The 24,288-nt window shown below is 70.7% G+C and carries 18 protein-coding genes, 1 tRNA gene and 2 pseudogenes; 12 read left to right on the top strand and 9 right to left on the bottom strand.

Annotated features, from left to right (window positions below; translation table 11 throughout):
* Window positions 1-25: 25 nt before the first annotated feature.
* Complete coding sequence (locus ACRX5S_RS12470; RefSeq protein ID WP_436772948.1) at window positions 26-1,141, top strand: winged helix DNA-binding domain-containing protein; 1,116 nt, start codon at window positions 26-28, stop codon at window positions 1,139-1,141.
* A gap of 81 nt (window positions 1,142-1,222) precedes the next feature.
* On the opposite strand, the gene ACRX5S_RS12465 is transcribed toward ACRX5S_RS12470, so the two are convergent.
* The 4 genes from ACRX5S_RS12465 to aceE form a co-directional block, all read right to left on the bottom strand.
* Window positions 1,223-1,999, bottom strand: coding sequence for an amino acid ABC transporter ATP-binding protein (locus tag ACRX5S_RS12465; protein WP_436772947.1), 777 nt, complete (start codon window positions 1,997-1,999; stop codon window positions 1,223-1,225).
* On the bottom strand, window positions 1,996-2,931 hold the full coding sequence (locus tag ACRX5S_RS12460) for an amino acid ABC transporter permease (RefSeq protein WP_436772946.1): 936 nt from the start codon (window positions 2,929-2,931) through the stop codon (window positions 1,996-1,998). Before ACRX5S_RS12460 ends, ACRX5S_RS12465 begins: the two co-directional genes overlap by 4 nt.
* 42 nt (window positions 2,932-2,973) lie before the next feature.
* Window positions 2,974-3,906 (bottom strand): ABC transporter substrate-binding protein, encoded by a 933-nt coding sequence (locus ACRX5S_RS12455; RefSeq protein WP_436772945.1) that lies wholly within the window; start codon window positions 3,904-3,906, stop codon window positions 2,974-2,976.
* 385 nt (window positions 3,907-4,291) lie between these two features.
* Window positions 4,292-7,084, bottom strand: coding sequence for a pyruvate dehydrogenase (acetyl-transferring), homodimeric type (gene aceE, locus ACRX5S_RS12450; RefSeq protein ID WP_436772944.1), 2,793 nt, complete (start codon window positions 7,082-7,084; stop codon window positions 4,292-4,294).
* 440 nt (window positions 7,085-7,524) lie between these two features.
* Between aceE and ACRX5S_RS12445 the strand changes: the two genes are divergently transcribed.
* Both ACRX5S_RS12445 and ACRX5S_RS12440 read left to right on the top strand, forming a co-directional pair.
* Window positions 7,525-7,767 (top strand): DUF1918 domain-containing protein, encoded by a 243-nt coding sequence (locus ACRX5S_RS12445; protein ID WP_436772943.1) that lies wholly within the window; start codon window positions 7,525-7,527, stop codon window positions 7,765-7,767.
* 195 nt (window positions 7,768-7,962) lie between these two features.
* On the top strand, window positions 7,963-8,409 hold the full coding sequence (locus tag ACRX5S_RS12440; protein WP_436772942.1) for a DUF3052 domain-containing protein: 447 nt from the start codon (window positions 7,963-7,965) through the stop codon (window positions 8,407-8,409).
* Between the two features lie 242 nt (window positions 8,410-8,651).
* On the opposite strand, the gene ACRX5S_RS12435 is transcribed toward ACRX5S_RS12440, so the two are convergent.
* Window positions 8,652-9,611 (bottom strand): maleylpyruvate isomerase N-terminal domain-containing protein, encoded by a 960-nt coding sequence (locus ACRX5S_RS12435; RefSeq protein WP_436772941.1) that lies wholly within the window; start codon window positions 9,609-9,611, stop codon window positions 8,652-8,654.
* Between the two features lie 141 nt (window positions 9,612-9,752).
* Here ACRX5S_RS12435 and ACRX5S_RS12430 point away from each other — a divergent pair, with 141 nt between their 5' ends.
* The 5 genes from ACRX5S_RS12430 to ACRX5S_RS12410 all read left to right on the top strand — a co-directional run bounded on the left by ACRX5S_RS12430 (window position 9,753) and on the right by ACRX5S_RS12410 (window position 13,875).
* On the top strand, window positions 9,753-10,211 hold the full coding sequence (locus ACRX5S_RS12430; RefSeq protein WP_436773203.1) for a peroxiredoxin: 459 nt from the start codon (window positions 9,753-9,755) through the stop codon (window positions 10,209-10,211).
* A 153-nt stretch (window positions 10,212-10,364) separates the two neighbouring features.
* Window positions 10,365-10,940 (top strand): TerD family protein, encoded by a 576-nt coding sequence (locus tag ACRX5S_RS12425; RefSeq protein WP_436772940.1) that lies wholly within the window; start codon window positions 10,365-10,367, stop codon window positions 10,938-10,940.
* Between the two features lie 205 nt (window positions 10,941-11,145).
* Window positions 11,146-11,724, top strand: a complete 579-nt coding sequence (locus tag ACRX5S_RS12420; RefSeq protein ID WP_436772939.1) for a TerD family protein — start codon at window positions 11,146-11,148, stop codon at window positions 11,722-11,724.
* A 116-nt stretch (window positions 11,725-11,840) separates the two neighbouring features.
* Window positions 11,841-13,004 (top strand): DUF475 domain-containing protein, encoded by a 1,164-nt coding sequence (locus tag ACRX5S_RS12415; RefSeq protein ID WP_436772938.1) that lies wholly within the window; start codon window positions 11,841-11,843, stop codon window positions 13,002-13,004.
* A 184-nt stretch (window positions 13,005-13,188) separates the two neighbouring features.
* Complete coding sequence (locus ACRX5S_RS12410; RefSeq protein ID WP_436772937.1) at window positions 13,189-13,875, top strand: TerD family protein; 687 nt, start codon at window positions 13,189-13,191, stop codon at window positions 13,873-13,875.
* A 220-nt stretch (window positions 13,876-14,095) separates the two neighbouring features.
* On the opposite strand, the gene ACRX5S_RS12405 is transcribed toward ACRX5S_RS12410, so the two are convergent.
* Window positions 14,096-15,523 (bottom strand): TerD family protein, encoded by a 1,428-nt coding sequence (locus tag ACRX5S_RS12405; protein WP_436772936.1) that lies wholly within the window; start codon window positions 15,521-15,523, stop codon window positions 14,096-14,098.
* A 435-nt stretch (window positions 15,524-15,958) separates the two neighbouring features.
* On the opposite strand from ACRX5S_RS12405, the pseudogene ACRX5S_RS12400 reads away from it, so the two are divergent.
* From ACRX5S_RS12400 to ACRX5S_RS12390, 3 genes and pseudogenes are all read left to right on the top strand, one after another.
* Window positions 15,959-17,119 (top strand): annotated as a pseudogene (locus ACRX5S_RS12400) (HpcH/HpaI aldolase/citrate lyase family protein); the annotation flags it as partial.
* A 305-nt stretch (window positions 17,120-17,424) separates the two neighbouring features.
* Window positions 17,425-20,093: pseudogene (locus ACRX5S_RS12395) on the top strand (phosphoribosyltransferase).
* Window positions 20,090-20,947 carry an HAD family hydrolase gene (locus ACRX5S_RS12390; protein WP_436772935.1) on the top strand — a complete coding sequence of 286 codons (858 nt, stop codon included), beginning with the start codon at window positions 20,090-20,092 and terminating at the stop codon, window positions 20,945-20,947. The pseudogene ACRX5S_RS12395 and the gene ACRX5S_RS12390 overlap by 4 nt, the downstream one beginning before the upstream one ends.
* A gap of 87 nt (window positions 20,948-21,034) precedes the next feature.
* On the opposite strand, the gene ACRX5S_RS12385 is transcribed toward ACRX5S_RS12390, so the two are convergent.
* Together ACRX5S_RS12385 and ACRX5S_RS12380 are read right to left on the bottom strand one after the other, a co-directional pair.
* The gene (locus tag ACRX5S_RS12385) at window positions 21,035-21,517 is read right to left on the bottom strand and encodes a hypothetical protein (protein WP_436772934.1); all 483 of its coding nucleotides are present in this window, start codon (window positions 21,515-21,517) and stop codon (window positions 21,035-21,037) included.
* Between the two features lie 332 nt (window positions 21,518-21,849).
* On the bottom strand, window positions 21,850-23,214 hold the full coding sequence (locus ACRX5S_RS12380) for a hypothetical protein (protein ID WP_436772933.1): 1,365 nt from the start codon (window positions 23,212-23,214) through the stop codon (window positions 21,850-21,852).
* A gap of 138 nt (window positions 23,215-23,352) precedes the next feature.
* Here ACRX5S_RS12380 and ACRX5S_RS12375 point away from each other — a divergent pair.
* Window positions 23,353-23,429 (top strand) — tRNA-Val (locus ACRX5S_RS12375).
* Between the two features lie 143 nt (window positions 23,430-23,572).
* Here the strand turns inward: ACRX5S_RS12375 and ACRX5S_RS12370 are convergent.
* Window positions 23,573-24,288 (bottom strand): tyrosine-type recombinase/integrase (locus ACRX5S_RS12370; RefSeq protein WP_436772932.1); only part of this gene is annotated, 716 nt, incomplete at its 5' end.

Here is a 24,288-nt window from a genome sequence, read left to right as displayed (position 1 = left end):
CCTGATTCGCTCGTAGAGTCGGCGCATGACGAACGCCGCCACGCGCACCCTCGGCCTCCGCGAGCTCAACCGCGCCACCCTGGCGCGGCAGCACCTGCTGGAGCGCGTACGCATGCCCGCGCTCGACATGGTCCGCCACCTCGCCGGACTCCAGGCCCAGCACCCCGCCTCGTCCTACTTCACGCTGTGGACGCGCATCGCCGACTTCGATCCCGAGGAACTGGCCGGGCTCATGACGGACCGCCGGGTCGTGCGCATCGCGCTCATGCGCTCGACCATCCACACCGTCACCGCCGACGACGCCCTGGCTTGGCGCCCGCTGCTGCTCCCGGTGATGGAGCGGATGTACAAGTCCTCGCACTCGCGGCTCACCGCGGGCGCGGACCGCGACGAACTCACCGCGACGGGACGCGCGTTCATCGAGGAGCAGCCGCGTACCTTCGCCGAGGTCGGGGCCCACCTGGGGACTCGCTGGCCGGACGCGCAGCCCTCCGCGCTGTCCGCCGCGCTGCGCACCTGGGCCCCGCTCGTGCAGGTGCCCCCACGGGGGCTGTGGGGGCGCAGCGGCCCCGTCGCGCACACCACGCTGGAGCACTGGCTCGGTCGCCCCGTGGACGCCGAGCCGTCGGTCGACGCCATGGTGCTGCGCTGCATCGCCGCCCTCGGCCCGATGTCGGTCAAGGACGTGCAGGTGTGGTGCGGGCTCACCCGCCTCAAGGAGGTCCTGGAACGCCTCCGCCCGCAACTGGCCGTCTTCCGCGACGAGAACGGCCGCGAGCTGTTCGACCTGCCGGACGCTCCGCGCCCCGACCCCGAAACCCCCGCGCCGGTACGCTTCCTCGCCGACTTCGACAACATCTACCTCTCCCACGACGACCGCTCCCGCGTGGTCACCAGGGAGTGGCAGCAGTGGGGCATGGACCAGGGCAACATGCTCTGGGGCGGCCTGCTGGTCGACGGATTCGGCCGTGCCGCGTGGCGCATCGAGCGTACGAAGGACACTGCCACGCTGCTCATCTCCTCCGGCCCCGAGCCGAAGAACGCCCTCAAGGCGCAGCGCGGCGCCATCGAGGAGGAGGCGCGGCGCCTGCTGGCCTTCGCCGCGAAGGACCGCGGCAAGCACGACATCGCGTACGCGTGACGCGGCGGCCCGGACACGCGTGTGGGGCGCCCCGGTTCTGGACGCCCCGCACGGGACGCCCCACACACCGGTCACCTACCGCTAGAGCACCTTCGACAGGAAAGCCTTCGTCCGGTCGTGCCGCGGATTCGCCAGCACCTCGCGCGGGTGCCCGGATTCGACGACCACGCCGTCGTCCATGAACACCAGCGCGTCGCCGACCTCGCGCGCGAAGCCCATCTCGTGCGTCACCACGATCATCGTCATGCCGTCCTCGGCGAGCCCGCGCATCACGTCCAGCACCTCGCCGACCAGCTCCGGGTCGAGCGCCGAGGTCGGCTCGTCGAACAGCATCAACTTCGGTTCCATCGCGAGCGCCCGCGCGATGGCGACGCGCTGCTGCTGCCCGCCGGACAGCTGGGCCGGGTACGTGTCGACCTTGTTCGCCAGGCCGACCCGGTCCAGCAGCTTCAACGCGCGCTCCCGCGCCGCGGCCCGCGGCTCGCGCCGCACCCGCACGGGCGCCTCCATGACGTTGCCGAGCGCCGTCATGTGCGGGAACAGGTTGAAGCGCTGGAACACCATGCCGATGTCCCGGCGCTGCAAGGCGACTTCGGAGTCCTTCAGCTCGTAGAGCCTGTCGCCCTTCTGCCGGTAGCCGACCAGGTGGCCGTCGACCCACAGGCGCCCGGCGTTGATCTTCTCCAGATGGTTGATGCAGCGCAGGAACGTCGACTTGCCGGACCCCGACGGCCCGACGATGCAGAAGACCTCCCGCGGCCGCACCTGGAGGTCGATGCCCTTGAGGACCTCGACCGCGCCGAACGACTTGTGCACGTCCTCGGCGAGGACCATCGGCTGCGTGGCGGCGGACGTCATGACCGGGGCACCTCCGGGCGGCGCAGCGTGAACACCATGCGCTTGACCTTCTGGATCGGCGTGTCGGGCAGGCTGCGCAACGAGCCCTTCGCGTAATGGCGTTCCAGGTAGAACTGGCCGATGCTGAAGATGCTCGTCAGCACGAGGTACCAGAACGCCGCGACGAACAGCAGTTCCACGTATTGCAGATTGCTGGACGAGATGTCGTTGGCGCGCTTGAGCACTTCGTTGTACTGCACCGCCGAGGCCAGCGACGACGTCTTCAGCAGGTTGATGTACTCGTTGCCGGTCGGCGGGATGATCACCCGCATGGCCTGGGGCAGCACGACCCGCCGCATCGTCTTGGCCTTGCTCATGCCCAGCGCGTGCGACGCCTCGGTCTGCCCCTCGTCGACCGACAGGATGCCTGCGCGGACGATCTCCGCCATGTAGGCGGCCTCATTGAGCCCGAGCCCCAGCAGCGCCGCGAGGAACGGCGTCATGAACGTCTTCATCGGCTCGCTGTAGAAGCCGACGTTGAACGTCGGGAAGATGAGGGCGAGTTGGAACCAGATCATGAGCTGGACCAGGACCGGGGTGCCCCGGAAGACCCAGATGTAGAACCACGAGACCGAGCGCAGCACCGGGTTGTCGGACAGCCGCATGATCGCGAGCAGCACGCCGAGCACCAGTCCGAGCAGCATCGACACCACGCTGATCAGCAGCGTGTTGGCGGCGCCTTCGAGGATGGTGTCGTGGGTCAGGTAGGTGTTGACGGTGTCCCAGTTGATGTTCGCGCCGGCGAACGCCCTGACCAGCAGCGCGAGCAGCGCGACGGCGACGGCCGCGCCGAGCCAGCGGCCGTAGTGCCGTACGGGGATCGCCTTGATCGGCACGGGCCCGGAGCCGGCCGGTACGGGCTCGGCCGGCTCCTTGTCGGGGGAGGCAGGCACCTGGGCGGGACCTTTCCGGTCGCGGGCGGTTCGGCGGACGGTTCAGGAGCCGCCGTTGACCGTGGCCTCGGTGACCTTGCCCTGCCCGATGTTCCACTTGTCGAGGATCTTCTGGTACGTGCCGTCCGCGATCAGCGCCGCCAAGGCGTCCTTGACCGCGTCCCGGAGCTGGCTGTTGAACTTGCCGACGCCGATGCCGTACGGGCCGGGCTCGATCTGGTCGCCGGTCACCTCGAAGTCCTTCGGCGAGGTCTGCACGGCGTATGCGGCCACCGGGAAGTCGCTGATGTCGGCCGCCGCCGCGCCCTGTTTGATGCGCAGCAGCGCCTCGTTGTCGTGCTCGTACGTCTGGAGGGTGATGGCCGGCTTGCCCTCGGAAGTGCACTTGGCGCTCTGCTTGTTGGCCGTCTCCTCGTGCGTCGTCGCCTTTTGCAGCGCGACGACCTTGCCGCACAGGTCGTCGAGGGACTTGATGTTCTGCGGGTTGCCCTTCTGCACCAGGATCGAGCCGCCCGCGTTGAAGTAGTCGACGAAGTCGATGCCCTCGCCGACCTTGTTGCCCTCGTCCATGCCGTTCTGGCGGTCCTTGGTGTCGCTCATCGCGGACATGATCAGGTCGATGCGCTTGGTGTCGATCGACGTGATGAGCTGGCCGAACTGCATGTCCTGGATCTTGACCTTCACGCCGAGTTTCTGGCCTATCGCGTTCGCGAGGTCGATGTCGAACCCGATGAACGTCTTGCCGTCCTTGTCCTTGAACTCGATGGGCGGGTACGCGACTTCGGAGCCGATGTTGAGCACCTTGCTGTCCTGGAACGCCTGGGGCAGCTTCGCGGTGAGGGCGGGGTCGGCCTCGGTCCACTTGGTGGCCTTCGCGCCGCCGTCGTCGTCGCCGCAAGCGGTGAGCAGGAGCGCTCCGGCCACCAGCACGGCACCGGCCGCGAGCGTACGGCGGCGCGCCGGGAGTGCAGTCATCGAGGGTCCTCCATGGGGAAGCGGATGAGCCGACCGGGATGGGACCGTGCACGAAAGAGAGTTCGACGCAAAAGATCGATACGGACAGTTCGTGTCCGTATCGAGATCACGACGCAGTTTCCCATCATGTGGACCCCGGATGGGATGCCCGCCATGTCAAATTCACATAACGGATGACGCGCGTAGCTGCATGATCATCACGGTGGGGGAGCCGGATGTCTCCCGCACGCGACGCCGCGGGCTGCCCGCGTGCCCCGCTCTCAGAACTCCGTGTACCGCTCCCTGGCCCGATCTCGCAGCGCCCGTCCCGCATACGCGAACGCCGGAGGGCCCGGAACGCGGGTGCGTTCCGGGCCCTCCGGCGTTGCGCTTGCCGTCGCCGCGGCTAGGCGTCCCCGCCCACCGTGCCGACGCCCGCGGCCTTCACGTCGAGGATCTGGTAGCGGTCGATGGCCTTCTTGACCGTCGCCGCGTCCACCTCGCCGCGGCGGGCCAGCTCGGAGAGCACGCCCACGACGACCGACTCGGCGTCCACGTGGAAGTAGCGCCGGGCGGCGCCGCGGGTGTCCGCGAAGCCGAAACCGTCGGTCCCGAGGGACGCGTAGTCCGACGGCACCCAGCGGGCGATCTGGTCCGGCACCGAGCGCATCCAGTCGGAGACCGCGATGACCGGACCCGGCTTGCCGTCCAGCACCTGCTGGACGTACGGGATCCGCGGCTCCTCCTCCGGGTGCAGCAGGTTGTGCTCCTCGCACTCCACCGCCTCGCGGCGCAGCTCGTTCCACGAGGTCGCGGACCACACGTCGGCGACGACGTTCCACTCCTCGGCGAGCATGCGCTGCGCGTCGAGCGCCCACGGCAGGCCGACGCCGGACGCCAGGATCTGGGCGTGCAGCGGAGCGCCGTCCTTCCCCGCGGCGGAGCCGCTGTCGGACACAGCGCCCTCCTTGAACCGGTACAGGCCCTTGAGGATCCCGTCGACGTCCACGCCCTCCGGCTCGGCCGGCTGGTCGATCGGCTCGTTGTAGACGGTCATGTAGTAGAAGACGTCCTCGCCGTGCGGGTGCTTGTCCGACGAGCCGTACATGCGCCGCAGACCGTCCTTGACGATGTGCGCGATCTCGAACGCGTAGGCCGGGTCGTACGCCACGACCGCCGGGTTCGTGGACGCCAGCAGGTGCGAGTGCCCGTCGGCGTGCTGGAGGCCCTCGCCGGTCAGCGTCGTGCGTCCCGCCGTGGCGCCCAGCACGAAGCCGCGCGCGAGCTGGTCGGCCATCTGCCAGAACTGGTCGCCGGTGCGCTGGAACCCGAACATCGAGTAGAAGACGTACACCGGGATCATCGGCTCGCCGTGCGTCGAGTACGACGACCCGGCGGCGATCAGCGACGCGGTGCAGCCCGCCTCCGAGATGCCCTCGTGCAGCATCTGGCCGCTCTGCGACTCCTTGTAGGAGAGCAGCAGTTCGCGGTCCACGGCCTCGTAGGTCTGGCCGTGCGGGTTGTAGATCTTGGCGGTCGGGAACATCGCGTCCATACCGAACGTGCGGTACTCGTCCGGCGCGATCGGCACGAAGCGCTTGCCGATCTCGGAGTCGCGCATGAGGTCCTTGAGCAGCCGTACGAAGGCCATGGTGGTGGCCATCGGCTGCCGCGCGCCCTTCTTGATCGGCGCGTAGACCTCGTCGCCGGGCAGCTTGACCGGCTTGGCGCGCACGATGCGCTGCGGCATGGTCCCGCCGAGCGCCGCGCGGCGCTCCATCATGTACTCCATCTCCTCGGACTTCGCGCCCGGGTGGAAGTACGGCGGGACGTCGGCCTCCAGGTCCTGGTCCGAGATCGGCAGGTAGAGCCGGTCGCGGAACATCTTGAGGTCGGCCTTGGTGAGCTTCTTCATCTGGTGCGTCGCGTTGCGGCTCTCGAAGTTCGGACCGAGGGTCCAGCCCTTCACCGTCTGCGCGAGGATCACCGTCGGCTGGCCGGTGTGCTCGCGGGCGGCCTTGAACGCCGCGTACACCTTGCGGTAGTCGTGGCCGCCGCGGCCGAGCTTGACCAGCTCGTCGTCGGTCATGTGCGCGACCATCTTGCGCAGGCGCGCGTCATCGCCGAAGAAGTGCTCGCGGGCGTACGCGCCGGACTCCACCGCGTACGTCTGGAACTGGCCGTCCGGGGTCGTGTTCATCTTGTTGACGAGCACGCCGTCGGTGTCCTGCGCGAGCAGGGAGTCCCAGGAGCGGTCCCAGACGACCTTGATCACGTTCCAGCCGGCGCCGCGGAAGTACGACTCCAGCTCCTGGATGATCTTGCCGTTGCCGCGGACCGGGCCGTCCAGGCGCTGGAGGTTGCAGTTGATGACGAACGTGAGGTTGTCCAGCTCCTCACGGGCCGCCAGGCCGATGTTGCCCAGCGATTCCGGCTCGTCCATCTCGCCGTCGCCGAGGAACGCCCACACGTGGCTGCGCGAGGTGTCCTTGATGTTGCGGTTGTGCAGGTAGCGGTTGAACCGCGCCTGGTAGATCGCGCCGAGGGGGCCGAGGCCCATCGAGACGGTCGGGAACTCCCAGAAGTCCGGCATGAGCCGCGGGTGCGGGTAGGACGAGAGGCCGTACGGCGCCTGCGAGTGCTCCTGGCGGAAGCCGTCCAGGTGCTGCTCGGTCAGTCGTCCCTCCAGGAACGCGCGGGCGTAGATGCCGGGCGCCGCGTGGCCCTGGAAGAAGATCTGGTCGCCGCTCTCGCCGTGGTCCTTGCCGCGGAAGAAATGGTTGAACCCGACCTCGTAGAGGCTCGCCGACGAGGCGTACGTCGCGATGTGGCCGCCGACGCCCAGCCCGGGGCGGTTGGCACGTGACACCATGATCGCGGCGTTCCAGCGTACGAAGGCGCGGATGCGGCGCTCGATGTCCTCGTCGCCGGGGAACCACGGCTCGCTCTCCGGCGGGATCGTGTTGATGTAGTCGGTGCTGCGCAGGGCAGGCACGCCGACCTGCCGCTCGCGGGCGCGTTCGAGCAGCTTGAGCATGATGTAGCGGGCGCGCTGCCGCCCCTGCTCGTTGATGACGGAATCCAGCGACTCCAGCCACTCGCCGGTCTCGCTCGGGTCGATGTCCGGGAGCTGGCTCGGCAGGCCGTCACTGATGATCGAGAAGCGCTCTCGTCCGGATGCCACGCTGTTCCTTCGCATATCGGTAGATGTTGCGATCATCGGCCGGGTGCGAATTGTCCGAATCTCTTCGGCGACTTCGCACGTCGGCCGCCACTGAGCGGTGTCGCGCCGCCTCCATCGTGGTACCCGGACGTGGTATCCGTCATCTCTACCGATCGGTAATGAACCCGGCGGGTGCTGGTCGTAGCGCCCACATGTGCTCATCCCTGCCGTATCGACCTCGTGGATCCGTATCGCTCTGTCTCCGGCTACCGCGACAAGGGGCGGCGATGCCCTGACTCCGGCTGTCGCCGGACGCCACACGCGGCGGCACGCAGGTGCGGGGTATCCGCATCCGCGAACCACCAAGAAGATTACGCCCGGACTCTTTCGCCGACCGCACCGGCGTAGTTGTCTGGGAGGTGTATGGATGCCGCGTCGGGGGACACAGCGGGGCATCCTCGGCGGAAGGAGATCCGATGCACGCGACGATCGGCGACCGGCTCCACGTCCACGGCAACGCGGTCGGCCGGGCCGACCGGATCGGCGAGATCCTGGAGGTGCGCGGGCCCGACGGGGCGCCGCCGTACGTCGTGCGGTTCGACGACGGGCACACCGGGCTGATCTTCCCGGGCCCCGACGCGGAGGTCGAGACGGCAGCGACGGCGCTTCCCGGACAGGCCGCGACGCACCTGCCGGGCGGCCGACGGCAGGGCTGGTAGACGGCGCCCGGGGCGCACACGGGCGCGGTTCCGGCTGGACGCGCGCCGGGCGTACGCCGGAGCGTTCCCCACATACCTCCCCGCGGTGGTGTTTGGGTGGCGGCGTGACCTGGGTACTTGCGCGAACAGCCCGGCGCGTGTGGACTACGGCCACAGCTCCGGAACACAGCGGGGCCGAACATGGGAGGTCACTTCGTGAGCGCGACCGCGGACCACGCGGAGGAACGGTCCAACCCGCTGACGCGGCTTGGGTTCCAGCCCGGACAGGTGGTCCAGGAGCTCGGTTATGACGACGACTGCGACGAGGAGTTCCGCGAGGCCATCGCGGAGGTCACGGGCAACGACCTCGTCGACGAGGACTACGACGAGGACGTCGCCGACGTCGTCATCCTTTGGTTCCGGGACGGGGACGGCGATCTCGCCGACTCCCTGGTGGATGCGTTGACCACGCTCACGGACGGCGGCACCGTGTGGCTGCTGACCCCGAAGACGGGGCGGGACGGGTACGTCGAGCCGAGCGACATCGGCGAGTCGGCCCAGACGGCCGGTCTCTCGGGCACCACCACCACGGCGATCGCCAAGGACTGGTCCGGAGCCCGGTTGGTCGCCCCGAAGACGGCCCGCAGCAGCGGCCGCAAGTAGCGGCTGCGAGCCCCGTCCCGGGTCCACGCGACCGCGGGACGGACACCAGCGCATCCGACAGGGGCGCGGGAAGCGGACGAGTCAGCCCGCCTCGCGCCCCTGTCGGCGTCGGCCACCACACTGGGCCCTGTCCCGACGTGGGTTTGGCCGTGCAAGGGTCGTAACGCGGCGACTCGGGAGGGCCGTCAAGGCCCGGAGCGTGCCACGGCCCGCGGGCCCGGCGGGAATTTGAAGGACACGACCTACCGCTGGATGCGTACTATCGCGCGGCCCAGGCCGCCCAGCCAGCCTGCGGCCACGCGTAGGGCGGGACCGCCCGGGAGGCCCGGTACGTGGTCCAGCAGTGGGGCCAGGGCCAGCAGGCCCGGAACATTGTCGAGGCGCAGGTCGCGCTTGACGAGCAGGGGTGGCACCGAGCGACGACCCGCCGAGGCGTCCAGCAGCAGGGCGGCGGAACTCGCCCGGACCGCCGGGCCGGAGCATTTCCCGGCCGGGACGCTCCGTACCGACCAGCCGCCGCCGTCCGCCGTGAAGGCCCAGCCCCCGACCGGCCCGACGAGCGCACTCTCCGCGGTCAGGCCGTAGCGCGCGGCCAGGGCGCCCGTGATGTCGGCGAGGGCCAGCAGCCCCGCGTCCACCAGCGCCGGGTCCGGCTCGGCGGCGCCGCAGGGTGCGAGGTCGGCGGCGTGCACGGCCAGTTCGTATGCGATCGCGCCCAACTGCGTCAGCAGCGGCACCGGGCCGACCTGCGAACCGGTGCGGGCGAACCCGATGCCCTCCCGCTCCACCGCGTCGAACGCCGCCACCAGCCGCGCGCGGCCGTCGTCGAGTGCGTCCAGAAGTTCCGTCGCGGTCGCGTCGCGGTGGGCGTCGACGAGGGCCGCGTTGGCGGCGTCCTGGTCGAGCGGCCGCGCCGCGGGGTCGCGGGTGCCGCGCGCCTCGGCCAGCAGGCGGTCGAGCAGCGGTTCGGCCGGCCACGACGCGAGGTGCGCGACGACCGCGCGACCGGTCCACCCCGGCAGCCGGGACGGGGCGTCCGGGTCGGCGCCGGCGGCGAGGTCGCGGAAGGCGTCCCAGGCCAGCAGGGCGCGGCTGCGCTGCGCGGCGAGCGGGGTCGAGGCGACACCGAGCGCGGCGCCCGCGGGCCCGGGGCCGGGGTCGGAGGCGCCCGCGGGTTCGTACGGCCGTGCGGTCGTGGACATGACCACCATCTTTCCCGGGACATATCGCAGCCAAGCGGCCGGGCCGAACGGCCGGTCGGGCCGGGTGCCAGACTGTGCCTCGTGAAGCCCCGCCCGGGGCGCGACACCGTCACACCGCAGTTGGTCGAAAGGACGCACCAAATGGCCGTCGAGATCGGCAGCAAGGCCCCCGACTTCGAGCTGAAGGACCAGCACGGCAGCATCGTGAAGCTGTCGGACTTCCAGGGCGCAAAGAGCGTCGTCCTGCTCTTCTACCCGTTCTCGTTCACCGGTGTGTGCACGGGCGAGCTGTGCGCGCTGCGCGACGAACTGCCGACGTTCGTGAACGACGACGTACAGCTGCTCGCGGTGTCGTGCGACTCGATGTTCACGCAGAAGGTCTTCGCGGAGAAGGAGGGCCTGGAATACCCGGTGCTGTCCGACTTCTGGCCGCACGGCGCGGTCGCCCAGGCGTACGGCGTGTTCAACGAGGAGAAGGGCTGCGCGGTCCGCGGCACCTTCATCATCGACAAGGAGGGCGTCGTGCGCTGGAGCGTCGTCAACGCCCTGCCCGACGCCCGGGACCTGAACGACTACGTCAAGGCGCTCGGCACGCTCTGAGAATTCCGGAGATCCCTCGGCTTTGGCGACGACACCGGCCAGATCATGCCGTGGCCAGGAACTCCTGACTAGGATCGGATCGTTGTCCAGCCGTACACGGCAAATTCCGGAGCACCGCCACCGCGGCGAGCTCCACGATCTTATGGAGGACTCGTGGGAGTCAGCCTGAGCAAGGGCGGCAACGTCTCCCTGACCAAGGAGGCCCCGGGCCTTACGGCCGTCCTGGTCGGCCTGGGCTGGGACGTCCGCACCACCACCGGTCAGGACTTCGACCTGGACGCCAGCGCGATCCTGCTCAACGAGGGCGGGAAGACCCTGTCCGACGGGCACTTCGTGTTCTTCAACAACCTCAAGAGCCCGGACGGCTCCGTGGAGCACACCGGTGACAACCTCACCGGTGAGGGCGAGGGCGACGACGAGGCGATCAAGGTCAACCTCGCCGGCGTTCCCGCCGACGTCGAGCGCATCGTGTTCCCCGTGTCGATCTACGACGCCGAGACGCGGCAGCAGTCGTTCGGCCAGGTCCGCAACGCGTTCATCCGCATCGTGAACCAGGCGGACAACAACGAGCTGGCCCGGTACGACCTCACCGAGGACGCCTCGACCGAGACCGCGATGGTCTTCGGCGAGCTGTACCGCAGCGGCGCGGAGTGGAAGTTCCGCGCGGTCGGTCAGGGCTACGCGTCGGGGCTGCGCGGCATCGCGCAGGACTTCGGCGTGAACGTCTGACGAACAAACGCCTTGAGACGCCCGTCGGCCCCGCGCCGGCGGGCGTCGCGCGTTCTCGGCCGGGTCCGTGGCCCGCGGTGGATTGCCGCGCGCCTTCCGGCCGGGGCACCAGAGGGATATCCCTTGAAGCTCATCAGGGGTCGAGACGCGGCATACCACTGCTGACTACGCTTCGACCGGGGACTATGCGAAGCAGGAGGAATACATGGGGGTCACCCTCGCCAAGGGCGGCAATGTCTCGCTCACCAAGGCGGCTCCGAATCTGACCACCGTGCTGGTCGGTCTGGGCTGGGACGCGCGGGCCACCACGGGCGCGTCCTTCGACCTGGACGCCAGCGCCCTGCTGTGCGGCGCGGCGGGAAAGGTGCTGGGCGACGACTACTTCGTCTTCTACAACAACCTGAAGAGCCCCGAGGGTTCGGTCGAGCACACCGGCGACAACCTGACCGGTGAGGGCGAGGGCGACGACGAGGTGATCATGGTCGACCTCACGCTCGTTCCGCAGACGGTCGAGAAGGTGGTCTTCCCGGTGTCGATCTACGACGCCGAGACGCGCGGCCAGACCTTCGGCCAGGTGCGCAACGCGTACATCCGCATCGTGAACCAGGCGGACGGAAACGAGCTTGCGCGCTACGACTTGACCGAGGATGCGTCAAGCGAGACGGCCATGATCTTTGGAGAACTTTACCGTTACCAGGGGGAGTGGAAGTTCCGCGCAGTAGGCCAGGGGTACGCTTCGGGGCTGCGGGGCATCGCCCTGGACTTCGGGGTCAGCGTGCAGTGATCGGTCCTGTCGAGGGTCGGTCGCCACGGTGGCCGGCCCTCGCTGTGTTTTCCGGGCCCGAAGCCCGCACTGTGTCATCGCCCGGCAGTCTGGACTAGGAAAGGGACTCCTGCCCCGTGTTGCTCCGTACCTTCGGCTGGTCATTCGGCGTCACCATCGCCGGTTTGGCCCTGGCCTTCATTCTTTGGGGGTGGGAGGGCTTCGCGGTCGTCGCGATCCTGTCCATCCTGGAGATCTCGCTTTCCTTCGACAACGCGGTGGTCAACGCCAGCGTGTTGGGGAAGATGAACGAGTTCTGGCAGAAGATCTTCCTCACCATCGGCATTCTCATCGCCGTTTTCGGCATGCGCCTGGTGTTCCCGCTGCTCATCGTCGGCATCACGGCGAAGCTCGGGCCGATCGAGACGATCGACCTGGCGATCAACGACAAGGACCGGTACGAGGAGCTGGTCACCGCCGCGCACCCGTCCATCGCGGCGTTCGGCGGCATCTTCCTGCTGATGATCTTCCTCGACTTCATCTTCGAGGAGCGCGAGCACAAGTGGCTCGCCTGGCTGGAGAAGCCGCTCGCCCGCCTGGGCAAGCTCGATGTGCTGTCCGTCCTGGTGGCCCTGGGCGTGCTGCTGATCGTCGGCACCACGTACGGCGCCGACGCGCTGGTCGGCGACCACGAGACGGCCGACAAGACGGCCACCGTGCTGATCTCCGGAATGCTGGGCCTCATCACCTATCTCGTCGTCGGCGGTCTGTCCGAGCACTTCGAGAACAAACTCGAAGAGGACGAGGACGACGACGAAGACGGCGAGAACGAGGGCGCGGCCAAGGCCGGGGGCCGGCGCGACGCCAACGGCAAGATCATCGGCCTCGCCGGCAAGGCGGCCTTCTTCCTGTTCCTCTACCTCGAGGTCCTCGACGCGTCGTTCTCCTTCGACGGCGTCATCGGCGCGTTCGCCATCACCAACGACATCTTCGAGATGGCGCTCGGCCTCGGCATCGGCGCGATGTACGTGCGTTCGCTGACCGTGTACCTGGTCCGCAAGGGCACTCTCGACGACTACGTCTACCTGGAGCACGGCGCGCACTACGCGATCGGCGCGCTGGCGGTCGTCCTGCTGGTCACCATCGGCCAGCACATCAACGAGGTCATCACCGGCGTCATCGGCGTGGCGCTGATCGGCGCGGCGTTCGCCTCGTCGGTCATCAGGAACCGCAGGATCGGCCACGAGCCAGGGAAGGACAACGGGCAAGGGGCCGAACCGGAAGTCGAGGCGAAGGTCTGACCGGACGGACCGCCCGCCCCTGAGGCACTGATCCGCGAGCACCGACCGGGCAACCCGTCGGCTCGCGGTACCGGGTCCGGAACAGCCGTACCGCACGCGCGGCCACACAAGCGCGTGCGGTACGGCTATTTTTGTGGCTACACCGTCACTGCACGCGGTGGGTCGCACGGGCGGGGAGGGCGCAATGCCGTTGTTCGGTCGGCAACAGGGGCTGGTCGGTGAGACGGACACCGGCAGCCACAAGGTCACGCTGACGCGGAGTTCGCCGGAGGTGTCGCTGACCCGCCAGGGGTCCGCGAACGGGACGCTGCGCGTCAACCTGCACTGGAACCAGTTCTACGAGGAGCCGCCGGCCAAACCGCGCGGCGGACTGTTCCGCCCGCTCCAGGTCGAGTCGCCGCCGCTCCCGCAGAAGATCGACCTGGACCTCGGGTGCATGTGGGAGCTGTCGGACGGCTCCAAGGGCGTCGTCCAGGCGTTGGGGAACCTGTACGGCGACTTCAACCAGGCCCCGTATGTCCGCCTCGACCACGACGACCGCACGGGCTCGGCGTCCGGCGAGACGATGTTCATCAATCTCGACCAGAACCGGCTGCTCAAGCGGCTGCTGATCTTCGTCTACATCTACGACGGCACTCCGGCCTTCGACCACGCCAACGGCGTCGTCAGCCTCTTCCCGAACGCCGGACGCCCGATCGAGGTCCGCCTCGACGACCGGTCGTCGGGAGCCCGCACCTGCGCGGTGGCGTTGCTGGAGAACGACGGCGAGGACATGACCGTGCGGCGCGTCGTGCGCTACATCGACGGCTTCCAGGCAGAACTGGACCGCGCGTTCGGCTGGGGCCTCGTCTGGGCCCGCGGCTACAAGTAGCGTCGCGCCGGGGATCGGTGTTACGCGTCGCGTTACCACCCACCCCGCGCGATTGCGGGGTGGGGCTTGGCGGCGCCTTGCCGGGGTGGGTTATTGGAATTGCGGGCCCTGGGGCGGTGAGTTGAGCCACTGGGTCTGCGGGGGGGGTGTCCGGCGGGGCCGGAGGGTGGCGGGAAGTGGCCTTGCGGGGTGGGGCTTGGCGGCGCCTTGCCGGGGTGGGTTATTGGAATTGCGGGCCTTGCGGCGGTGAGTTGAGCCACTGGGTCTGCGGGGGGTGTCCGGCGGGGCCGGAGGGTGGCGGGAAGTGGCCTTGCGGGGGGTGCGGGCCGGGCTGCGGGTGCATGGGCTGAGGTTGGCCGAATTGCGGCTGGCCGTGCTGCGGTTGGTGGCCCGGGCCCGAGTGGTGGCCGGGGCCGGAACCGGGTTGCGAGCCTCCCGGGTGCTGGGCCGCAGGCCCCACGGCGTACTGCGGCCCGCCCTGCGGCATGCGCATGATGCCGGGCGGCGTCGGCAGGGTGCCCGGGGTGCTGCCGCCGGGCGGGGTGCCCAGCGTGGGCGGCGGCGGTACGTGCGCGCCCTGCGACGGGGTCTGCGGGAAGCCGGATCCGCCCACCGGCGTGTGCGGGCCGGGCGGCGGGGGGATCGGTGCGCCGCCGTACGGCGTCTGCGGGCCCGTGGCACCGGCGGACGCGCCGCCGGGGGAGGACTGGCCCGCGCCCGGGCGGCCCGGAGCCGCGGGCAGCGGCGGCGGATCGGCCGGCAGCGACGCCGGCATGAGCGCGGTCGGGGCGAGGTCGGACGGCGGCGTCGGAGCACCGGGCCGACCCGAACCGGGACCCTGGCCGCCCGGCCGTGCGGCCCCCGGACCGGACGATGCCGCCACCGGGGACGGCGGGTTCGGGCTCTCGGTGGTCGGCGCGGGGGTGGGCCACGGCGACGAGGCAGACGACGGCTGGCCCACCGGACCGCGCGCCGGAGCCGCGGCGGGGGACGCGGCCGGAGAAGCCTGCGCGGCGGGAGTCTGCCGGGCGCTCTGCGGGGTGCGCTGCGCGCTCGCCGGGGCGCTCTGCGGCGTCGGTGCGGGCGCGGCGGCCGCGGGCGGCTCCGGCTCCGGCTCGTCGTCCACGTTGATGCCGTAGTCGGTCGCGAGGGCCGCGAGCCCGGCGTCGTACCCCTGGCCGATCGCCCGGAACTTCCACTGGTCGTTGCGCAGGTAGATCTCGCCGAAGACGAACGCGGTCTCGGTCGTGGCGCCCGCGATCGGGAAGTTGAGCAGCTCCCGCCCGCCCGCGGCGTCGAACACCCGCAGGATCAGCCCGGGAACCGCGCTCACGCGCCCGCCGTCCGCGGACCCCGCCACCACGACGCGCGTGACGCTCTTCTCCAGGGCCTTCACGTCCACCCGGAACGCGTCCGAGCAGCCCGACGGCGCCACCACCTTGTCGCCGTGCACCACCGCCCCCGACGGATGGCTCGGCTGGTTGTAGAACACGAAGTCGGCGTCGCTGCGCACGCGCCCGTCGTCGCCGAGCAGCAGCGCCGAGCAGTCGATGTCCGGGACCCCCGGACCGGTGCGCCATTCCAGGACGACCCGGACCGAGTCCGCGCCGAGGACCGTGTTCGCGCCCTTGGTCATCACCTGCGTCATGCGCCCATCCTGCCCGCTTCCGCACCCGGCACTCAACGCGGGCGGCCCGGCGCGGCGGAGCGGAACCGGGGGGCCGGGTTGTCCGTTATCCGAAACGCGCGGCACCCCCTGTCCCGGTGTTACAGGCGTTTCCGGGCCGCTACGTTGTGTGACCAAGTACTGTAACCGGCTTTCCCGCCAGGCAATTCGCGGCGGGGGTGGACGGGAGCCCTCCGGATTGGACCGCGTGTGTCACGTCTGTGACGAGCCCGTGAACGTCTGACGCATGCAACCAGAGGGATCTTCTGTCATTTTGCTTTTCGGTTACCGTATGTGTGCCTGCCGGGATTCCCGGTTGGGCGCGACCGCGCCAAGGGGCGCGAAACATGTCCCGCAAACGCAGCCGCGCGCGGGGGACGCGCCCGTACCGGATACCCGACAGCAAGGGGGAACAAGATGCGCCACTTCGCCTTCCTGGACGACCGGGAGCTGAAGCACCTGTTCCACCGTCCGCCGCAGGAGTTCGGCCGCGAATCGGAACCGGCCGTTCTGGCTGCCGCGCTCGGCGCGACCCTCTACAGCCCCGCGACCCGGCCGACCCTCGCCGCCGACATCGCCAAGCAGGCGGCGCGCGGCGTCACCTCGATGGTGCTGTGCCTGGAGGACGCCATCGACGACCGCGACGTCGAGATGGGCGAGCACAACCTTGTCGCCCAGCTCACCGAGCACGCGGAATCGGGCGCCCAAGGGCCGCTGCTCTTCGTCCGGGTGCGCGCACCCGAGCAGATCACCGACCTCACCGAGCGCTTGGGGTCGTCGCTGTCCGCCCTCACGGGTTTTGTCATGCCCAAGTTCGAGCCGGACAGCGGTGCGCGCTATCTCAAGGCGCTGGTCGAGGCGAGCCTGGACAGCGGGCGGCGGCTGCTCGGCATGCCGGTGCTGGAATCGCCGTGCATCGCGTACCTGGAGTACCGCCAGCGCATGCTGACCGAGTTGTCGGCGTTGATTCAGGCGCACCGCGAGCACATTCTGGCGGTGCGGATAGGGGCCACGGACTTCGCGTCGGCGTACGCGCTGCGCCGCTCGCGCGATCTGACGGCGTACGACGTGCATCTGGTCGCGGGTCTGATCGCCGACATCGTGAATGTCTTCGGACGCTCCGACGGCACCGGTTTTGTGATCTCGGGGCCGGTGTGGGAGTACTTCCCGCAGGGCGAGCGGCTGTTCAAGCCCCAGCTCCGGCGTTCCCCGTTCGCGGAGGCCGAGGACCCGGACGAGGCGGTCGCGCTGCGCTCGCGCCTGATCTCCGCCGACCTCGACGGGCTGATCCGCGAACTGGAGTTGGACAAGGCCAACGGCCTCCTCGGAAAGACCGCGATCCACCCGAGCCACGTGGCGGTCATCCACGCGATGTCGGTGGTGACGCACGAGGAGTTCAGCGACGCCTCGGACATCCTCGCGGAGGGCGCGTCGGGCGGCGGGGTGCTGCGGTCGGCGTACACGAACAAGATGAACGAGGTGAAGCCGCACCGCGCGTGGGCCGAGGCGGTCATGCGGCGGGCCGGCGCCTTCGGGGTGGCCGCGGAGGACCTCAGCTTCGTCGACCTGCTCGCGGCGACGGCGAACGCGCAGGCGGGCTGGACGCAGGCGACCCTCGACGGTGCTTCGGCGTCCGGGCCGGTGCGCGCGGTCGTGGCGCCGCGGTACCGCGAGGACCCGAGCCGTGCGGATCCGGACCACGGGGAACTGGACGGCGGGGAACTGGACGGCGGGGCGGTGCACGGCGGCGGTCTTCGTGGCGGTCGCGACCGTCGCGACGGTCCCGGCGCTCGTGACGGCAGTGCGCGTGGCGAGGTTCGTAACGGCAGTGCGCGCGGCGAGGTTCGTGACGGTCGAGACGGGAGCGGGCCGGCGTGAACGGGCTGGTGACGGCGGCCGCCGCCGAGTGGAGCGGCACCTGGGTCTCGCGGCGTCTGGGCGTGCGCCTGGGCCCCGCGGCGGACTCCATAGGCCCGCGCATCTCGACGGATGTGCTCGCGACAGACCCCGGGGCAGGTGACGGGACAGGCGACCTCCGCGCGCTCATCGGTCTCGCGCTGCGCCGCAACCCGCGCCGCGCGCACCTGCTCGTGTCGACGGTCCTGGGCAAGCACGTCCCGCAGCTCCCGCACGTCGTGCACGACGCGGGCCTGGCGTTGGGGGAACGGGTCCGCGAGACCCTGCGCGGCGACGGCGCGACCCCTGTGGTGCTCGGGTACGCGGAGACCGCGACCGGCCTGGGGCACTGCGTCGCGGAGGCGCTGCCCGGCGCGACGTACCTCCATTCGACCCGCCGCCCGGTCGACGGGGTCGCGCCGTTGGGCGGGTTCGAGGAGGAGCACTCGCACGCGACCTCGCATCTGCTGCTGCCGCAGGACCGGGAGCTGCTGTCGGGCAGCGGGCCGCTCGTCCTCGTGGACGACGAACTCTCCACCGGGCGCACGGTGTTGAACACGATCGAGACGCTGCACGAGGTTGCGCCGCGCACGCGGTACGTCATCGCGGCGCTGATCGACGTCCGGACGCCTGCCGACCGCCACACCATGGCTGCCTTCGCGGCCCGGTTGGGTGCGCGCATCGACGTGGTCTCGCTCGCGACGGGAGTCGTCGAACTGCCGCACGACGCGTTGACGCGGGGCGCCGAGGTCGTGGCGTCGGAGGAGGCGCGGCAGGAGGACGGACGGCGGGCGCGGACGGCGGCGGGGTCTAGGGCAGCGGCGGTGCCCGGCTCGGTCGTGCGCCTGGCGCTGGACTGGCCCGAGGGCCTGCCGGACGGCGGCCGCCACGGCTTCACCGCCGAGCACCAGGCCGGGCTGGAGAAGGCCCTGCCCGAGCTCGGCGCGCGGCTCGCGGACGGTCTGCCCGGCGCCCGCCGCGTGCTGGTGCTGGGGTGCGAGGAGCTGATGTACGTCCCGCTCCGGCTCGCCCGCGCGCTGGCCGACGCGTTCGGCGGCGGGTCCGTGGACGGTGCCGACGAGGTCGGCGGGCCCGAGGTCCGCTACTCGACCACGACCCGCTCCCCGGTGCTCGCCGTGGACGATCCCGGTTACGCGATCCGCACACGCCTGACCTTCCCGTCGCACGACGATCCGGCGGACGGTCCGGGCGACCGCTTCACGTACAACGTGGACCCGGGCGCGGACCCCGTGCGGCGGTTCGACACGATTGTCCTGGTGACCGACTCGGTGGCCGACACACCCGCGCTGCATGCCGAGGGCGGGCTTCTGGACGTGCTCGCGGGCGTGGCGGACCGTGTCGCCCTGGTGGTCGTGCCCAGTTACGTGCCCGGTCGCCGGTCGGGCCCCGCCCAGGGCACCGCGGCGAACACCGTGGCGAACACCGCACCGAGAACCGCACCGAACACCGCAACAGACGTTCCCGACAGCGAGGTGGCCGTATGACCGTTCGCGACACCGGAAAACTGCCCGAGCCGCTCTACGGCCCCGGGTTCTCCTCCTATGCCGCGGACGAGGTCGCCTGGCTGCTCAAGGATCTGTCCGACGTCGAGCTGGAAGCCCCGCTGGAGGAGCGTGAGGAGGCGATCCAGCACGGCGGCGCGCACTACGCCGAGTCGCTGCCCATCGAGTACCAGCCCTCGCCCGAGTACCAGGCACTGTTCCACAGCGCGCTGGAGCTGTCCGCCGACCGGCTGGCGCACGCGGTCGGCGTGGTCACCGAGATCGTGCTCGCCGAGCGCGGGCGCGACGCGGTGCTGGTGTCGCTGGCCCGGGCGGGCACCCCGGTCGGCATCCTGATGCGTCGCTGGGCGGCGTACGCGCACGGCCTGGACCTGCCGCACTACGCCGTCTCGATCGTCCGGGCGCGCGGCATCGACGCGGTCGCGCTGCGCTGGCTGGGCCGGGCGTACGACCCCTCGCGCATCATGTTCGTGGACGGCTGGACCGGCAAGGGCGCGATCACGCGCGAGCTGACCGCCGCGCTCGACGAGCTGCACGAGGCCACCGGCATGCGGTTCTCCGACGAGCTGGCGGTGCTGGCCGATCCGGGGTCGTGCGTGCGGACGTACGGCACCCGCGACGACTTCCTGATCCCGTCCGCGTGCCTGAACTCGACCGTCTCCGGCCTCGTCTCGCGCACCGTGCTGCGCGAGGGGCTGATCGGACCGGACGACTTCCACGGCGCCAAGTTCTACCGCGACCTGGCCGGCGCCGACGTGTCGAACCGTTTCCTCGACACCGTCTCCGGGCGCTTCGCAGCCGTCGCCGACGACGTCGCCCGGGACTGGCCGGCGCTGGCCGGGTCCGACCGCGCGCCGAGCTGGGACGGCTGGCGGGCGGTCGAGCGGATCGGAACCGAGTACGAGATCGACAACGTCAACCTGATCAAACCCGGCGTGGGCGAAACCACGCGGGTTCTGCTGCGCCGTGTCCCGTGGAAGATCCTCGCGCGACGCGGTGTCGGCACCGAGCTCGACCACGTCCGCATGCTCGCGGACCAGCGGGGGGTGGAGGTCGTCGAGGTGGACGAACTGCCGTACTCCTGCGTGGGCCTGGTCAAGCCCGGATTCCGCCGCGACATTGGAGCCACGTGACGAAGGCCAGGCACGACCACCCGCAACCGACCGCCCGTACCGTGGTGGCCGCGTGCGACCTGGACCGCACCCTGATCTACTCGAAGGCCGCCGCGAGGCTGGGCCTGGGCCCCGGCGAGCAGCCGCCCGACCTGGAGTGCGTGGAGATCCACGAGGGCAAGCCGATCTCTTTCCTGTCCCGCGCGTCCGCCCGCACCATCGTCGAACTCGGGGCGCGGGCCATGCTGGTGCCGACCACGACGCGCACCCGCGCGCAGTACGAGCGCATCGAACTGCCGGGCCGCACCGCCGAGTACGCGATCTGTGCCAACGGCGGGCACCTGCTGGTGGACGGGGTCACGGACGAGGACTGGAACGCGGGGGTGCGCAAGCGGCTGGCCGAGGAGTCGGCGCCGCTGGCCGAGGTCGTGGCGCACCTGGAGGCGGTCGTCGCGCCCGAGTGGGTGCGCAAGCTGCGGGTGGCGGAGGAGTTGTTCACGTACCTGGTGCTGGAGCGCGAGCTGGTGCCGGACGGGGTGGTCGAGGAGCTGACCGGCTGGGCGCGGGAGCGCGGCTGGGGCGTCTCGCTGCAAGGCCGCAAGCTGTACTTCGTGCCGGAGTCGCTGACCAAGGGCGCCGCGGTCGACGAGGTCCGGCGGCGGACCGGGGCCGACACGGTGCTCGCGGCCGGCGACTCGCTGCTCGACATCGAGCTGCTGCGGGCCGCGGACGAGGGCATCCGTCCCGCGCACGGCGAACTGGCCGAGACCGGATGGACCGCACCGCACGTAACGGTGACGCGGCATGCGGGGGTACGGGCGGGCGAGGAGATCCTGGCCTGGCTGCTCGGGCGTGTGGAGGCCGCGGCGGCTTAGCGGCTCAGCGGGTCACGCGTCGGGCCCTGGCGGGTTGCACGCCGGGGCCCTGCCGGACGCCCTTGCGGGTCGGGGGCCGACCGCGGGTCAGACGTCGGCGCCGCGCACCGTGAGGAGTTCGGCGCTGGCGTGCAGCGGACTGCCCTCGATGTCGAAGGTGAGCTCGAAGCCGTCGCGGGCGGCCCGTACGCGCGTCAGCGCCACCTCGGTGAAGTGGTCCAGCGCCCGGACCAGATCGTGGATCACGCTGCCGGTCGCGGACAGGCACAGGACAGTGCCGTCGCTCAGCACGACGGTGTCGCCGCCGAGGCCGCGGGGGGCGGGGTGCGCGTCGGTGACACGGAGGGGGCCGCGGCCGAGCGAGTTGAGCCACCGTACGGCCTGCTCGTGCAGCAGGTCGCGCTCCTCCTCGTACGCGGTGTGCAGCATCCGGCGCACGTCGTGCAGGTCGGAGCTGTGCATCGGCATCGGCTGCGCGCCGGAGGCCTTCGGCGTGCGGCGCAGCGCGGCGACGCAGGGTGCGGCGGCGAGCGCGACGAAGGCGAGCATCGGAATGAGCATCACGGGCATGGCACGTCCCCGAGGTGACTGTTGCGGCTTCCGCGGCACAGGGGACTCGGTCCTGAGGAGCCGGACCTGGGTCCCGGCCCTACCGCGGTTCAGAGCACCCTAAACGTCGAAACGCCGGAAAAGGCAGGGGGCGACCCGGCGATTGTGGCGACGGTCGCCCGGGGTTGCCGGGAACTGACCGACTGTCGACAACTCTGTGGCTTTTGCCCTATTTGTCGATGGTGTTGTGGTGAAGGTCACCTCGCGTCGACCGGTCCGGGGCGAGGGTCACCTGGAGCGCGGGGTGAGGTCACCGCAGTCCCGAGTGAGACCACCCCGGCCCGAGGTGAGGGTCACACCGGTCCGCCGGCACGGTCGTCGCGGATCTGCTGCACGATGCGCGCGACCTGGGTGCGGATCGCCCGGGTCTCGGTGAGGAACCGCCACCAGTCCGGGTGCGGGACGTCCACCTGGTCGCCCACGGCCTCCAGACGGAAGACGAGCGCGTCGAGGCTGCGGGCGTACTTCTCCTCCGCCGCCGCGCGGTCGCCCACCGCCAGCCGCTGCGCGTCACGCAGGGCGAACCGGGTGCGCTCGATCTCGCCCTCGGGGTCGCGGGCCACCTCGTCCAGGTCGCGAAGGCGGTCGTGGACGGCGGCCATGGCCTCATCGGCGTTGTTGAGCGCGGCTCGCGCGGTCGCGAGGCGGCTCACCGCGTCCGCCCACTCACGGCCGTTCGCCGCCGCCGACGCCTCGTCGATCCGCGCCTCGGCGACCTCTACGGCCCGCGCGACCGCGGCGCCGGTGCCCTCCAGGTCGGCCCAGCACGCGGCGCTGTACCCCTGGCGCAGGCGGCTCAGCGCCGGCTCCAGATTGTCGGCGCGCGAGGCCACCGCCTGCGCCCTGGTCCGGAGCGAGGACAGCCGCTTGGTCACGTCGTCGCGCAGGCGGGGGAGGCGGTCGGCCTCCTCGTAGAGCGTCTGCGCGGTCGTGGTCACCCGGGCCGCCAGCGCGAGTGTCCCGCCGACGCCGTGCGCCACCGCGCCCTTCTCCAACTCGGCGAGGTCGGCGTGCAGCGCGGCCAACCGCTGCTCGTACGCCGCCGACGCCAACCCCTCGCGCACCGCGACCCGCACCGCCGCCTCCGCCGCGCGCACCGTCTGCCGGGCCTGCTCGGTCTTCGGCGGCAACTGCGAGAGCGCGGCGTCGGCCCGCGCGATCATCGGCCCGATCGACCCGCCGAACCGCTCCAACTCCTTGCCCACGTCGTCCAGCCGCCGCGCCACCGCCTCCAACTCCCGGCGCGCGGCGTCGTAGTCCGTGGTCTCCAGGTCGTCCGAATCGAGCGGGTGCCGGTCCATCACCCCGATGTACGACGCACTCGCCTCGTCGACCAGATCGCTCAGCGTCTCGAACCGGCGCAGCGCGTCCGCACTCGCGTCGGTGGGCTCGACCGCGCGTACCGTCTCCAACGAAATCCGCAGGTCGCGCTGCGCCGTGTCGAGCCGCAGGAACGCCTCCCCGGCCGCCTCCCGCGCCGCCCCCGCAGCCGCCCGCGCCGCCTCCCGCCGACGCCGCCACGGCCGCGTCTCACCTCCGGCGAACGCCCCCGGCCCCACCAGCACCACCGCCACCGCCGCCGCATGCACCACCACAACCCCGGGCCACAGCACAGCAACCCCCGAACCGATCCGGTGCCGTACTGCCCCGAGTGCCACTCCCGCTCCCGTCGCCGTCCGCGGACTGCCGCCCCCATCCTCCCAGGTCCGCCCCCACCACCGCCGACAGGCGCCCCACCCGCCCCCACCGAAACACGTGCACGTGCACCAGCCCCGATTCGGTACTCTGTCCCCCGCGGGCGCATAGCTCAGTTGGTTAGAGCACTGCTCTTACAAAGCAGGGGTCGACAGTTCGAGTCTGTCTGTGCCCACCAGCGAAGAAGCCCCGGAGCAATCAAGCTCCGGGGCTTCTGACATCTACTTTTGACATCAACGCCGTTGGTCGGGTCCGGCGACGGGTGAGCATGCGGTCCATGTGCGCGATGGCTTCACGCTTCAGCGCATCGGGCACGTGCGTTTAGACATCCATCGTGACGCTGATCTTGCTGTGGCCCAGGATCTCCATAGCCACGCGGGGATGCACGTTCCCGGCGGCGAGCAGGGTGGCCGCGCCGTGCCGGGCATCGTGCACCCGGATGCGCGGCAGGTTCGCGGCGTCGGTCAGCCTGTAGAACGACCGCGGAACGTTGCGCCCTTCCACATGTTCAGACTCGTCGGCCGTACGGGTAGGAGTGGCGCGGTGTTGCCAGATGCGGTTGGGTCGACAGCATTTCGCCGGCTGGGCGCTGCCTTCGAGCCAGGCCGTGGCTTGGGGGCGTGGGTGAAGCGGCGGGGGGTGGGGGGAGTTGAGGTCCCAGAGCGCATCGTCCTGCTTACTGGCGCGGCCGGAGGCATCGGTCGGTAATGCGGTCCAACTCGCAGTGCTGGGCGGGGCGCACGTCATCGCTGCGGTCGGATCCGCGGCCCGGGCCGGGGGCGCGAGTTGGCTGCCGATGCGGTTGCGGTCGGGTTGGAAAGTGTCGACTGTCCGGTCGACCTCAGGCTCGACTGCGTGGATGGACCGCAACTCGCGGACGCCTGAGGGCTGTTGGTGGCGGGAAACTCGCGCCGGAAGACTACTGGCGCGGCAGGTGGGAGCAATTCCCGGAAGCAGCAACAGCGTTGCTCGATCGATCGGCGGGTGGCAGGTGGCCGGCAAGGCCGTCTTGGCCGTGGGGGACGTCGGCAACTGAC

This window comes from Yinghuangia sp. YIM S09857 (assembly GCF_051388915.1).
Taxonomy (GTDB): Bacteria; Actinomycetota; Actinomycetes; order Streptomycetales; family Streptomycetaceae; genus Yinghuangia.
Note: the sequence above shows the minus strand (reverse complement) of the source record. Positions and strands in the feature narration are given on the sequence as shown.